A 13,232-nucleotide genomic window follows, 5' to 3' on the forward strand; every position below is an offset into this window, starting at 1 on the left:
CGAGCGCATCCAGCGGCCCCCGTGAGCTGCCCGTCTATGAAGCAATGGCAAACCAAAAACACCACACTGCGCTGCGTTGCCGCGGCAGCGTTCGTGTTTTGCCTGGTCATCGGCCTGGCGTTCGAGCTGCGCGCCGAATCCGAAACGCCGGCTGTAGCAACTCTTTCACCCGCGGCCCTGAAGCAGCTTGACGACACCATTCGCAATGAGATCACAAGCGGCAAGATTCCTGGCGGCATCCTGCTGATCCAACAACATGGCAAGCCAGTCCATTTCGAATGCTTCGGCGTGCGGGACCCCGACACGGGGCTGCCGATGACGCCGGACACGATCTTCCAGATCTATTCGATGTCGAAGGCCGTTACGTCGGTTGCGGCGATGATGCTGGTCGACGAAGGCAAGCTGGCTCTCGACGATCCAGTATCGAAATACATTCATTCCTTTGCAGACGCCAAAGTCGGCGTCGATATGTCCGACGAAGCAGGAAAGTATCCGCTCAAGCTCGAGCCGTTGAAGCGCCCGATTACGATCAGGGATCTATTGCGGCACACCTCAGGTATCACCTACGGCTTCTACGGCGAGACCCAGGTGCAGAAACTCTATGCGAATCCTCTATTGTATGCGGGGGATTTCAACAACGCCGACTTCGCCGATCGGATCGCAGTACTGCCGCTTGCCGATCAGCCCGCAACGCGTTGGAATTACAGCCATTCGACCGACGTGCTCGGCCGTGTCGTCGAGGTGGCCTCGGGGCAGACGCTGTACCAGTTCGAAAAGCAGCGATTGTTCGATCCGCTCGGCATGTCCGACACCGCGTATTATGTCGCCGACAAAGCGAAGTGGCCGCTGATCGCCAGGGGATTTCCTGTCGATCGCTTTCGAGTCGCGGGAATCAAGGATCCTACATTGCCACGGCGCTGGGAGTCCGGTGGAGCGGGCTTGGCCTCGACCACAGGAGACTACGCCCGCTTCCTGCAAATGCTGCTGAATGGAGGTGAGCTCGACGGCAAGCGGTACCTCAAGCGTGAGACAGTCGCACTGATGACGTCGGATCAGATTGGGCCGGAGACCGGGATCATTCATGATCCCTTCTATTTTCCAGGCCCCACCAGTGGCTTCGGTCTTGGCTTCGCCGTGCGCACCTCGCCACCTCCGAATACGAACTGGCCACTTGGTGAATACCGTTGGGACGGCGCCGGCGGCAGTTTCTATTTCGTCGACCCCGTGGACGACATGTTGGGAGTCTTCATGGTGATGTCACCCACACAGGGCGGACGAATCCAACTGAACTTGAAGTCGATGATCTACGAGGCGATGGGAAGGGGCCTGCGCAAATGACCAACCGCAAACGTACCTTGTTTCGCATTTCCCTGATGCAAGCACGCGCCCGGCAGAACCGGGCGCGTTTTGCTTGGAAAAAGGCGAGAACCTTAATCAGTCGAGTATTTGAACTCCGGCATCGCCTTTAGCTCTTCCTTGCTCGCGTTGTAGACCGCGTGATCTGGGTACCAGGGGTTCGGCTTGGAGCTCGAGGTCGAGCTCGTCGCGGCGCCCGTGGTCGTCGACGAGCCGGTGCTGCCCGACGGCTTTGCGCCGGTGCTCGACGCGCTAGCAGAGGCAACCGGCTCGCTGACGAACTTCACCTTCTCGAAAGGCACGGCGACCAGATGCTCGCCGACGCCGAGGAAGCCGCCGACGCCGATCACGACCGCTTTGATGTTGCCGCTCTTGTCCATCAACATGTCGTTGATCGACCCGATGCTCTCGTTGCTGTCGTTATAGACGTTCAGGCCGGACATTTTCGACGCGCGCCAGGTGCCGTGGAACGACGATGGCGCGGTGGTCGACGTGGTGGCCGCCGCATTCGGGCGGTCTCCAGTCGCCTGGTTCGGCTGCTGCGCAAACGCGACGCCCGCGAGCAAGGCCGAAGCCGCGAGACCAGTGATGGCATACTTCGCTAACATTGTCGGATCCTCCAGTTCGAAAATCGATGCTGAGAAAACCCGTCACGTCAGCAAGCGTTCCGCATCAAGTAACACGGAACTTGCGACGCCAGACAAAGCGGAGCGCCAAGTCGAAAAGTTCGGAGTTAAGCGATGAGCATGCGCTTTCAGAGACCGCCCCAATAGGGCGGTATACCGTAGTAGCGACGCAGTTCGGCTTCCTGCGACCGATCGCCCCAATCGAAATCCTTGTCGGCGCGAAACGACGGCGCGCGTTTCAACTCTTCATCTGATATGTCGAGCTCATAGGCCTCGAAACGCGTGTTGTAGCGCAACCGCACCCAGGGCAAGGGAATCAGATTGGTTCCGAGGCCGAAGAATCCGCCGAAGCTGAGCACGGCATAAGACACTTGACCGGTGACCTTGTCGATCATCAGCCGTTCGATGTGGCCTATCATCTCGCCGTTCGGCCGCCGCACCGCGGTGCCCTCGACACGGTCGCTGGCAATGAGCCGATGCGGTTTGGTGCTGGCGTCGGCTGCCATCTGGCCCTCCCCGCAAATGATCGAGAAAGACAACGTCACATTCGACGACTGGTTCCTATGCCATCGACGAGACAACCACCCTTCCCTTTTGTAGCCCGGGTGGAGCGAAGCGAAACCCGGGACACCTGCGTCAACGTTGACGAGCGGCCCCGGGTTACACTTGCGCTCCACCCAGGCTACGCGCTGTTCGTAGGGAAGGAGCCGTGCCTTTAGCTCTGGTAGTCGACCAGCAGCGCGGAGAACGAACTGCCGTTAGCCGATGTGCTCGCGCTGCCGGCCGAATTGTACGAACTCGACGCCGACGCCGACAGCGACTCCTGCAGCGACTGCAGGAACTGCTGCAGGATGTCGCTGACGGAATTGCTCGTGGCGCCAGCTTCATCGGTCGAGGTTGAACCATCCGACGGCGGTGGCCCACCGGCGCCGCCATGGGGGCCATGGCTACCACCGGGGCCCTGCGCGAAGGCGGCCTTGAACACGCCGTGCAATTCGGTCGCCTGATCGCTGGTCAGTTTGCCGCTCGAGACTTCCTGGTTGATGAGATCATCCAGCTTGGACTTCATCTCGTCCGGCGACGGCCGCGTGCCGCTGGTCTGATCGCCGGTGCGGCTCGCTTGCATCGAGGCGTCGATATCCGTCAGCGCCGACGACAGCGCGTCCTGATCGGACGAGCTGATGGCACCGGAATTGATTTCAGACTGCAGTTCATCCTGCAGCCGCTGCAAGGGCGACTGATAGGTGCTGCCGGAGGCAGCCGAGATCGCGGTCATGGAATGCTCCAAATGATTCTGATAGGTACGCGTGAAACTCGCCGCGACGGTAGGGTTAACGGTCTTAACAGTGCCTTTTGGCCTGTTGCCCGCTGTTACCGCGCAGCCGTCAGAAACATTTGGAAACAAGAATCTTCGCCGCTTACCCCGAATCATCGACAAAAAGGTCAGCATGGCCCAGCCGCAGCCGAACATCCTTGTCGTCGAGGACGACCGCGAGACGCGCAGCCTGATCGCGAAATATCTGCGTAACAACGCCTGCAACGTCACCACCGCCGGCGACGGTCGCGAGATGGTCCGCGCGATGACCGATCACCGCGTCGATCTTCTGATCCTCGACGTCATGCTGCCGGGCGAGGATGGCCTCAGCCTGTGCCGCAAGGTGCGCGCGACCTCGCAGACGCCGATCATCATGCTGACCGCGCGCGGCGAGGACGTCGACCGCATCCTCGGCCTGGAGATGGGCGCCGACGATTATCTGCCGAAGCCGTTCAATCCGCGCGAGCTGTTGGCGCGGATCAACGCAGTGCTGCGGCGGCAGGCGGCGGCGCGCAACGCCAGCGCCATCGAAGGCGCGACCGTGCTGACGTTCCAGGGCTAGCGCATCGATTTCCGCCTGCGCGAATTGCGCAACCCCGAAGGCGCCAAGGTCGCCATGACCAGCGCCGAGTTCGACCTGCTCAGGATATTGTGCGAGCGGCCCGGCCGCGTGCTGTCGCGCGACAGCCTGCTCGACCTCACGGGCGCGCGCGACGCGGGCTCGTTGGAGCGCTCGATCGACGTCCTGGTCAGCCGCATCCGCCGCAAGATCGAGCCAGATCCGCAGGAGGCCACCATGATCAAGACGGTGCGCGCCGGCGGCTACATGTTCACGCCAAGAGTGGAAGCAGCAACGGTCGAAGCAGTGACCGCGGCGGGCAATTGACGATGAAGCTCTCCGGCTTCCTCAATCTCAGGGGCATCAGCGGGCAGATCGCGGCGCTGGTGGTCGCCTCGATCATCGCCATCCACGTCATCATCGCCACGATCTTCCTCATCTCACGGCCGGACCAGTCGGAGCCGCTTGGCGACCGCGGACATGCCCAGCTCGCCAGCGCAATCCAACTTCTCGGCGCCGCCGCAGCGTCGGAACGGCCGCGGCTGTCCGCCGACATCAACAACGCCTTTCCGCAGCTCGGCGTCGAAAGCCTGCCGCCCGGCACCACGCCTGCTGCCGGCGAACTGAACGAGCGCGAATTGCACCTGCTCTACCGCCGGCTCGGCGGCACCTATCGGCTGTTTCCGCTGGCAGGCGACGGCTCACGGATCGGCGTCGTGCTGCCCGACGGCGCGATGATCTCGGCAAGATTGCTTGCGGATCGGCACCGGCCGCCAGTCCTCGGCGGTCCGTGGATGATGACGCTGCTGTTCATGGTTATCAGCGTCGCGCTGCTCGGGCTGTGGGCGGCACGCGCATTGACCGCGCCACTGTCCTCCTTCGCGCGCGCCGCCGAAAACTTCAGCCTCGACGGCGCCGCCCCGCCGCTGCCCGAACGTGGACCGGAAGAGATCCGTTCGGTCGCGAAAGCATTGAACCGCATGCGCGAGCGCATCACCAGCCTGATCGAGGACCGCACCAAGATGCTGGCCGCGATCAGCCACGATTTGCGCACGCCGATCACGCGGATGCGGCTGCGCTCGGAATTCATCGAGGACGAGACCCATCGCAATCGCATGCTTGCCGATCTCGACCAGATGCGCGCAATGCTGGAACAGGTGCTGTCGTTCCTGCGCAACGACCGCAGGCTGGAATCGATGACGCTGACCGATATCGCCAGCACGCTACAGCTCGTCACCGACCAGTTTTCCGATATGGGCCACAAGGTGGGCTACGACGGCCTCGCACACGCGATGGCAACCGTGCGGCCGGACGACCTGCACCGCAGCGTCACCAACCTCGTCGAGAACGCGGTGCGCTTCGGCGCCGAAGCGACGATCCGGCTCCGCACCGCGCCTGATAGCATCACAATCGAAGTCGAGGACGATGGCCCCGGCATTTCGGATGCGCGCAAGCGCGATGTGCTGGAGCCGTTCGTGCGCGGCGACGATGCGCGCAACATGGACGAGTCCGGAGGCTTCGACCTCGGGCTTTCCATCACCAACGCGATCGTGCTCGCGCATGGCGGGACATTGTCGCTGCACGACAAACAGCCGCACGGCCTACTCGCGCGGATCGAGTTGCCGATGCGCGCGGAGAGCCGGCGCTCGGCGGCCTGATCAGAGCATGATCCGGAAAAGTGGGAACCGGTTTTCCGAAAGGATCATGCTCAAAAAAGCTCAGGCCGCGAGCGGCGCGTGTTCGCTGCCGTGCTCCGGATAGATCGCAATGGCCTCGAAGCGGTAATCGCAGGCGCGGCAATGCCAGAGATAGAATATCCGGCCACCATCCTGCTCGACCCAGTCCGGCTTCGCGATCGGCTTGCCGCATTGTGCGCAAGGATTTCCACGCGGCAGATCAGCGGAATCAAAGTGGGTCATGATGCGTCTCCCGTTATCGACTTTTCTTGGTCGGTTTTCTTGATTGGCGTTTCTTGATTTATCGGCAGAACGCACTGAACCCCGCGCCTGCCATGCAAAATCCTAACGCGGCTTTGAGTCATTTGCGCGACAAGAAGCTTGCGGCCGTGCAGCAAATCGTCGTCTAAGACTTTACTAAAGTCCGTCGCATAACGCCCCGCTTTCGCCACATATCTGCCCGGCGGCCGCAACAATTCGGTTGCGTAAGTGGAACAGACTATTCCGTCGCCGAGATCTCGCCCGATGAAACTCCCTTTCGCCCTCACCTTGCTTGCGGCTGTTGCCGCAGTGCTTCTGGGCTCGCCTGCGCGGGCGCAGCAGCGCTCGCAATATGAGGCGCTGGTCGCCGCCCATGCCCAGGCCAATCTGGTGCCTGATACGTTGGTGCACCGCGTGATCGTGCGCGAGAGCAAGTATCAGCCGAACCTGGTCGGACGCGGCGGCGCGATCGGGCTGATGCAGATCAAGCTCGCGACCGCCCGCGGCCTTGGCTACAAGGGCGATGCGGCGGGCCTGCGCGATCCCGAAACCAACCTCACCTATGGCATCAAATATCTCGCGGGCGCCTATCGCGCCGCCGGCGGCAACCATGACCGCGCCGTGCGCTACTACGCCGCCGGGTATTATTACGCCGCCAAGCAGCAGCGGCTGCAGCACCTGAAGGAATCCAAGAGAGAATCCCGCCCGACGCTTGCCGCCGCAGCGCAAAAAGAGCAGACCGAGGCCGAGGCGCCGGAAAGCGCGGCCGACGCCGACGCACAGCAGGTCCCCGGCAACTGAGGGGCACGGCCGCGAAGCGCGGCGTTGACAGGTCGGCGTATCCGCTTACATTAGACGCGTTCCGAGGGGTGCTCCGAGGAGGAGCTGAGATACCGCACGCTTGGCGTTGGCCATTCCGGCCGATATCCGGGACCGCGGTGACCCTTTGAACCTGATCCGGGTCATACCGGCGAAGGGACAGGGATGTACCAGAGCAAGTCTTCGCGGGGGGATTCCCCCGTATCTATCATCGGCGCAGGCATCGCAGGCGCATGGCAAGCGTTATTGTTCGCGCAGGCCGGTCACGCCGTCACTCTGCACGAGCGCAGTGACGCCGCGATGACGGAATCCACAAGCCATTGGGCCGGCGGCATGCTGGCGCCCTATTGCGAGGCCGAGGTCGCCGAACCCATCATCAGCCGGCTCGGCCTGCGCTCGCTCGATATCTGGCGGCGCGAATTGCCGGATACGCCGTTCAACGGCTCGCTGGTGGTGGCGCATGCGCGCGAGCGCAACGATTTCGAGCGCTTTGCCCGGATGACCGAAGGCCACGAGCGGCTCGATGCGTCAGGCGTCGCGCAGCTCGAGCCCTCGCTCGACGGCCGTTTCCGCGACGCGCTGTTCTTCCCGGCCGAGGGCCATGTCGAGCCGCGCCGCGTGCTGCCCAGGCTGCATGAGCGCATCCTCGCCGCCGGCGGCATCATCAAGTTCAACAGCGACATCAGCGCGGAGGATCTCGAGGGCATCGTGATCGATTGCCGCGGCCTGTCGGCGCGCGACGGAGAGCCTGAGCTGCGCGGCGTCAAGGGCGAGATGATCCTGATCGAGACCGCAGAGGTGGAGCTGTCGCGCCCGGTGCGGCTGATCCATCCGCGCTGGCCGCTTTACGTGATCCCGCGCGAGGATCATCTGTTCATGCTGGGCGCGACCTCCATCGAGGCCGAGGACACCGGCGTCAGCGTCCGCTCGGCGCTGGAGCTTCTGGGCGCGGCCTATGCGGTGCACCCGGCCTTCGCCGAGGCGCGCATCCTCGAATTCGGCTCCGGCCTGCGCCCGGCCTTTCCCGACAATCTGCCGCGGATCACGATCGACCGGACGAAGATCTCGGTGAACGGCCTTTACCGTCACGGCTTCCTGCTGGCGCCCGCGCTGGCGGAACTGACGCTCGCCTATGTCGCGCGCGGCCAGATCGACAATGAGGTGATGCGATGCGTGTGATCGTCAACGGCGAGCCGCGGGAGATCACTTCGGCGAGAATCGACGCGCTGCTCGCCGAGCTCGACTACGAAGGCACCCATTTCGCGATCGCCCTGAATTACGACGTGCTGCCGAAGAGCCGCTGGGCCGAGACCGCGCTGAAAGCCGGCGACGAGATCGAAATCATCACGCCCCGGCAGGGAGGGTGATGGTGTTGGAAACGCAGCTGCGTGCCGCACTTCACCTCGCCCCGCTTGCGCGGAGAGGTCGGATCGCATCGCAAGATGCGATCCGGGTGAGGGGGACTCTCCGCGAGTCTCACTTCCACCGTTTTTGCGGAGGTAGCCCCTCACCCCACCCCTCTCCCCGTGAAGGACGGGGAGAGGGAGTTAACCGAGATCGAGGAGACGCATGGTGCTGAACTTCTACGGCAAGACCTTCTCCTCCCGCCTCTTGATCGGCACTGCGCTCTACCCCTCGCCCGCGATCATGCAAGGCGCGATCCGTGCGTCCGGCGCCAACATCGTCACCGTGTCGCTGCGGCGCGAAGCCGCCGGCGGTAAAACCGGAGATGCGTTCTGGTCGCTGATCCGCGAACTTGATGTGACGGTTCTGCCGAACACCGCCGGCTGCCGCAGCGTGCGCGAGGCGGTGACCACCGCAAAGCTCGCGCGCGAATTGTTCGGAACGAGCTGGATCAAGCTGGAAGTCATCGCTGACAACGACACGCTGCAGCCCGACGTCGTCGGCCTGGTCGAAGCCGCCTCGATCCTGATCAAGGATGGTTTCGAGGTGTTCCCCTATTGCACCGAAGATCTTTCGGTGGCGATGCGGCTGGTCGATGCCGGCTGCAAGGTGGTGATGCCCTGGGCCGCGCCGATCGGCAGCGCCAGGGGGATCACCAACCGCGATGCGCTAAAACTGCTGCGCGACCGCCTGCCCGACATCACGCTGGTAGTCGACGCCGGCATCGGCGCGCCCTCGCATGCGGCCCACGCCCTCGAGCTCGGCTACGATGCGGTGCTGCTCAACACGGCGGTCGCGAAAGCCGCCGATCCCGTCGCGATGGCCAATGCGTTCCGCCTCGGCATCGAGGCCGGCCGCGCCGCCTATGAGGCCGGACTGATGGACGCGCGCGATTTCGCCTCCCCCTCCACCCCTGTCATCGGGACTCCGTTCTGGCATGCCGTATCCTGATCCATTTTACCCCGTCGTCGACAGCGTCGCCTGGGTCGAGCGGCTGACGAAACTCGGCGTCGGCACGATCCAGCTCCGCGCCAAGGATCTGAACGACGCCGAAGCGCTGCAGATCGTCACCGATGCGCTCGCGGTGACCAGGGGCACGCCGACAAAGCTGGTCGTCAATGACTACTGGCGCGCGGCGATCGTCGCCGGCGCCGAGCATCTGCATCTCGGCCAGGAGGATCTCGAGGGCGCTGACCTCGCCGAGATCCGCAACGCCAGGCTGACGCTCGGCATCTCCACCCATGACGATGAGGAGCTGGCCACCGCGCTGAAGGCCGAGCCGGATTACATCGCACTCGGCCCGATCTTCCCGACCACGCTGAAATCGATGCGCTTCGCGCCGCAGGGGATTCCGAAGATCACCGAGTGGAAGAAGCGCATCGGTGACATCCCGCTGGTTGCGATCGGCGGCATCAAGTTCGAGCAGGCCGCGGAGATCTTCGCCGCCGGCGCCGACTCGATTGCTGTCGTCTCCGACATCACCCAGAACGCCGACCCCGATGCGCGGGTCAGACAATGGCTTGGCAAAAGCGCAAAGGCCGCGTGATGCAAAGCCTCACCCACCGTCATTGCGAGCGAAGCGAAGCAATCCATTGCCACCCGGATTTGCGGCGCCAATGGATTGCTTCGTCGCTATCGCTCCTCGCAATGACGGAATAACAACGCTCTCGAAGGAGGAACTCCATGAACATCCGTTCCAACCCCGACACCACCATTCCCGCCGTCACCACGGGGCCACTACCGTCCTCGCGCAAGATTTTCTCCACCCCCGACACGGCGCCTGATGTGCGCGTGCCGCTGCGCGAGATCATCCTGAGCGAAGGCGCCGGCGAGCCCAATCTTCCTGTCTATGACACCTCGGGCCCGTACACCGATCCGTCCATCGTGATCGACGTCAATGCCGGCCTGCCGCGCAACCGTCTCGCCTGGGTCAAGGAACGCGGCGGCGTCGAGGAATATGAGGGGCGCACGATCAAGCCGGAAGACAACGGCAACCTCTCCACCGACAAGGCGGCGCGCGCCTTCACCGCGCACTACCAGCCGCTGCGCGGCCTTGACGGCCACAAGATCACCCAGCTCGAATTCGCCCGCGCCGGCATCATCACCAAGGAGATGATCTACGTCGCCGAGCGCGAAAACCTCGGCCGCAAGCAACAGCTCGAGCGCGCGGAAGCCGCGCTCGCCGACGGCGAAAGCTTCGGCGCCTCGGTGCCAGCCTTCATCACGCCGGAATTCGTGCGGAGCGAGATCGCGCGCGGTCGCGCCATCATCCCCTCCAACATCAACCATGCCGAGCTCGAGCCGATGATCATCGGCCGCAACTTCCTGACCAAGATCAACGCCAATATCGGCAACTCCGCCGTGACGTCGTCGGTCGAGGAAGAAGTCGAGAAGATGGTGTGGGCGATCCGCTGGGGCGCCGACACCGTGATGGACCTCTCGACGGGGCGCAACATCCACACCACCCGCGAATGGATCTTGCGCAACTCGCCGGTGCCGATCGGCACCGTGCCGATCTACCAGGCGCTGGAGAAATGCAACGGCGATCCGGTCCAGCTGACCTGGGAACTCTACAAGGACACGCTGATCGAGCAGTGCGAACAGGGCGTCGACTATTTCACCATCCACGCCGGCGTGCGCCTGCCCTACATCCATCTCACCGCCAACCGCGTCACCGGCATCGTGTCGCGCGGCGGCTCGATCATGGCGAAGTGGTGTCTGGCGCATCACAAGGAGAGCTTCCTCTACACGCATTTCGACGAGATCTGCGATCTCATGCGCAAGTATGACGTCTCTTTCTCGCTCGGCGACGGCCTGCGTCCCGGCTCGATCGCCGACGCCAACGACCGCGCGCAGTTCGCCGAACTGGAGACGCTGGGCGAACTCACGAAGATCGCGTGGGACAAGGGCTGCCAGGTCATGATCGAAGGCCCCGGCCACGTGCCGATGCACAAGATCAAGATCAACATGGACAAGCAGCTCAAGGAATGCGGCGAAGCCCCGTTCTACACGCTTGGGCCGCTGACCACGGACATCGCGCCGGGCTACGACCACATCACGTCAGGCATCGGCGCCGCCATGATCGGCTGGTTCGGCTGCGCCATGCTCTGCTACGTCACGCCGAAGGAGCATCTCGGCCTCCCCGATCGTAACGACGTCAAGACCGGCGTCATCACCTACAAGATCGCCGCCCATGCCGCCGACCTCGCCAAGGGTCACCCCGCCGCGCAGCTCCGCGACGACGCGCTGTCGCGCGCGAGGTTCGACTTCCGCTGGACCGACCAGTTCAACCTCGGCCTCGACCCCGAGACCGCGAAGAACTTCCACGACGAGACCCTGCCGAAGGAAGCCCACAAGGTCGCCCATTTCTGCTCGATGTGCGGCCCAAAGTTCTGCTCGATGAAGATCACCCAGGACGTCCGGGATTACGCGGCAACGCTGAACGATCCGGCGAGCGTCGGGATGTCGATGCAGGGGACTATCGAAGACGGCATGGCCGCGATGAGTGCCAAGTTCAAGGAGATGGGCGGCGACGTGTATCTCGATGCGGAGAAGGTAAAGGAGAGTAATCGGGTGTTGTGAGGGGAGCGCTCGCAGCTCTGGATCACTGCTTCCTACAGCAACAGCGCAGGCGTGCTGACTGCAGCACGATGGATAGCATCAGCGCGCGGGGGATTTTCGTAATCCCCTGCGCGTTCTAGACGTTTCCGACATGGAGGAATCCACATCAAGCGCGGCAATTGCTTCAACTCCTTTTCCCAAACTAGCCAAGCATAACCGGTTGCCGTTGAGGCCTTTTTATCAAGGCGCCCCTTCACCATGGGAACACGCTCGCTGAACTGCGCAAATTTGGTCGGTGGAAAATCACGAAAGATCGCGTCATATCGTCCTACGCTTTCTAGAAATACACTACGTGCCAAAATGGCCACTCCCTTGCGAGCATCCTTTAGGGCCCGCAAGACGAACTCTTCAGCGAGGCGGAACGGCGGATTGGTAATTATCCAATCATAAGAGTCTTCTTTGCTGGACGTCGCGACGAAATCGAAAATCTCCCCGTATCGGCAATCGTAAGCGTCAGACGACCTGACGGTATGGAAATATTCTTCGAGCACCTTCGACATATGACCAACGCCACATGCGGGCTCCCAACACGTCATCCCGATTAACGTCTCTTTAGACTCCAATACGTGCTCAACCAATGCACGCGTCGCCCAAGGCGGCGTCGGAAAATCGTCGGGGCTATCACTCGCCTCGATTCGTTGAGACATCACAGCATGTGATACATTTTGCATAGGACACCAAACTAGAATCGAATCACCGCGTGATTACGCCAGATTTATTTCACGTGGATAGAAGACTTAGCCAAATACAGGCTCGCGAATTCGATTAAGTCCGCTTCCCGCGAATAGCTTCGCTAACGCGCCCATGATTCACGTTAAATACAACACCTATCTCTTGATGGGACATGCCCGGATTATCTCTAGCAAATTCTCGGATTTCCTCTGCAAGTTCGGGTGTCATCGGAGTGCTTGTCGCTGGAGCTCTCGGTCCTACGGGCGCCCGGCGTCGAAGTTCGGCAGCGAGCTCCACGAGCTCAGCAGCTTCGCTCGGATAATCGCCCTGAATCTGTTCGGAAATCTCGCGCATTCTTGTCGCAACCGCCGGTACTTTCATTTCTTCTCCAATGGCTGAGCCGCAGATCGCTTTGTGCGGGTTAACTCAAACGTACTACTTCATAGGAAGCCGCGGCCAACGAACAAGACCTTAGTTCTCGCTTGATCTTCGCGAGAAGGTCGTCGCATTGGCCGTATTGATCGTTTGGTTTGCCTCATCCAGGTATCGCCGGAATTGGGATAGCTGTCGACGTATCCCGTCCGCCTCCAGCGGGAGATCATCTCTCTCAAAATGCACGAGCAAACGATTAGCAAGGGCGTTCCACCTTCCCATCAGAGCGAGAACAAGATTGCGTTCTCGGCCACTAAGAGAAGATTCGCTGTCGAAATATGCCGTCAAGACCTACTTGATCATAAGATCGACTGACGAACCTAACAATCGGTCTGGATGGGCCAAGACCATTGCCTGCTCGCGCCCTAGGCTGTGTGGACTCTTGGGATTCTCAAATCAGACGGAACGTGATTCAAGGCTTTCTTTTAGGAGGAAGCCTTGGGGGTTCTGGATCGGCTCGTTCTGAACGACACGCAATGGGACCGTATCTC

Annotated in this window: 13 protein-coding genes, 1 pseudogene and 1 riboswitch; of the genes and pseudogenes, 9 read left to right on the plus strand and 5 right to left on the minus strand. The window is 62.1% G+C overall.

Going from position 1 to position 13,232, the window contains the following annotated elements; all coding sequences use genetic code 11:
• Positions 1-36 precede the first annotated feature (36 nt).
• Positions 37-1,338, plus strand: coding sequence for a serine hydrolase domain-containing protein (locus ACZIRK_RS40960; RefSeq protein WP_474419487.1), 1,302 nt, complete (start codon positions 37-39; stop codon positions 1,336-1,338).
• Positions 1,339-1,430: 92 nt separating this feature from the next.
• Here ACZIRK_RS40960 and ACZIRK_RS40965 read toward each other — a convergent pair whose 3' ends face one another.
• The 3 genes from ACZIRK_RS40965 to ACZIRK_RS40975 all read right to left on the minus strand — a co-directional run bounded on the left by ACZIRK_RS40965 (position 1,431) and on the right by ACZIRK_RS40975 (position 3,258).
• The gene (locus tag ACZIRK_RS40965; RefSeq protein ID WP_474419488.1) at positions 1,431-1,964 is read right to left on the minus strand and encodes a PRC-barrel domain-containing protein; all 534 of its coding nucleotides are present in this window, start codon (positions 1,962-1,964) and stop codon (positions 1,431-1,433) included.
• A gap of 146 nt (positions 1,965-2,110) precedes the next feature.
• Positions 2,111-2,488 carry a PRC-barrel domain-containing protein gene (locus tag ACZIRK_RS40970; RefSeq protein ID WP_474419489.1) on the minus strand — a complete coding sequence of 126 codons (378 nt, stop codon included), beginning with the start codon at positions 2,486-2,488 and terminating at the stop codon, positions 2,111-2,113.
• A gap of 209 nt (positions 2,489-2,697) precedes the next feature.
• Positions 2,698-3,258 carry a hypothetical protein gene (locus ACZIRK_RS40975; protein ID WP_456644791.1) on the minus strand — a complete coding sequence of 187 codons (561 nt, stop codon included), beginning with the start codon at positions 3,256-3,258 and terminating at the stop codon, positions 2,698-2,700.
• 172 nt (positions 3,259-3,430) lie between these two features.
• Here ACZIRK_RS40975 and ACZIRK_RS40980 point away from each other — a divergent pair.
• Positions 3,431-4,183 (plus strand): annotated as a pseudogene (locus ACZIRK_RS40980) (response regulator).
• Positions 4,184-4,185: 2 nt separating this feature from the next.
• Positions 4,186-5,514, plus strand: coding sequence for an ATP-binding protein (locus tag ACZIRK_RS40985; protein ID WP_474419490.1), 1,329 nt, complete (start codon positions 4,186-4,188; stop codon positions 5,512-5,514).
• 60 nt (positions 5,515-5,574) lie between these two features.
• Here ACZIRK_RS40985 and ACZIRK_RS40990 read toward each other — a convergent pair whose 3' ends face one another.
• Complete coding sequence (locus ACZIRK_RS40990; protein ID WP_028168891.1) at positions 5,575-5,775, minus strand: hypothetical protein; 201 nt, start codon at positions 5,773-5,775, stop codon at positions 5,575-5,577.
• A gap of 282 nt (positions 5,776-6,057) precedes the next feature.
• On the opposite strand from ACZIRK_RS40990, the gene ACZIRK_RS40995 reads away from it, so the two are divergent.
• From ACZIRK_RS40995 to thiC, 6 genes are all read left to right on the plus strand, one after another.
• Complete coding sequence (locus ACZIRK_RS40995) at positions 6,058-6,594, plus strand: transglycosylase SLT domain-containing protein (RefSeq protein ID WP_474419491.1); 537 nt, start codon at positions 6,058-6,060, stop codon at positions 6,592-6,594.
• A 54-nt stretch (positions 6,595-6,648) separates the two neighbouring features.
• A riboswitch (TPP riboswitch) is annotated at positions 6,649-6,790 on the plus strand.
• Positions 6,778-7,791 carry an FAD-dependent oxidoreductase gene (locus ACZIRK_RS41000; protein ID WP_130227374.1) on the plus strand — a complete coding sequence of 338 codons (1,014 nt, stop codon included), beginning with the start codon at positions 6,778-6,780 and terminating at the stop codon, positions 7,789-7,791. It overlaps the preceding riboswitch by 13 nt.
• A complete protein-coding gene (gene thiS / locus ACZIRK_RS41005; RefSeq protein ID WP_474419492.1) occupies positions 7,782-7,979 on the plus strand; it encodes a sulfur carrier protein ThiS in 198 nt (65 codons plus the stop codon). Before ACZIRK_RS41000 ends, thiS begins: the two co-directional genes overlap by 10 nt.
• 205 nt (positions 7,980-8,184) lie before the next feature.
• A complete protein-coding gene (locus ACZIRK_RS41010; RefSeq protein ID WP_474419496.1) occupies positions 8,185-8,967 on the plus strand; it encodes a thiazole synthase in 783 nt (260 codons plus the stop codon).
• Positions 8,954-9,562: a thiamine phosphate synthase gene (locus tag ACZIRK_RS41015; RefSeq protein WP_130227375.1), complete on the plus strand. Its 609-nt coding sequence runs from the start codon at positions 8,954-8,956 to the stop codon at positions 9,560-9,562. The genes ACZIRK_RS41010 and ACZIRK_RS41015 overlap by 14 nt, the downstream gene beginning before the upstream one ends.
• A 137-nt stretch (positions 9,563-9,699) precedes the next feature.
• Complete coding sequence (gene thiC, locus ACZIRK_RS41020) at positions 9,700-11,598, plus strand: phosphomethylpyrimidine synthase ThiC (RefSeq protein ID WP_474419493.1); 1,899 nt, start codon at positions 9,700-9,702, stop codon at positions 11,596-11,598.
• Between the two features lie 32 nt (positions 11,599-11,630).
• Here the strand turns inward: thiC and ACZIRK_RS41025 are convergent, their stop codons facing one another.
• The gene (locus ACZIRK_RS41025) at positions 11,631-12,137 is read right to left on the minus strand and encodes an SAM-dependent methyltransferase (protein WP_474419494.1); all 507 of its coding nucleotides are present in this window, start codon (positions 12,135-12,137) and stop codon (positions 11,631-11,633) included.
• Between the last annotated feature and the right edge of the window lie 1,095 nt (positions 12,138-13,232).

The sequence above is a fragment of the Bradyrhizobium sp. Leo114 genome (assembly GCF_055229415.2).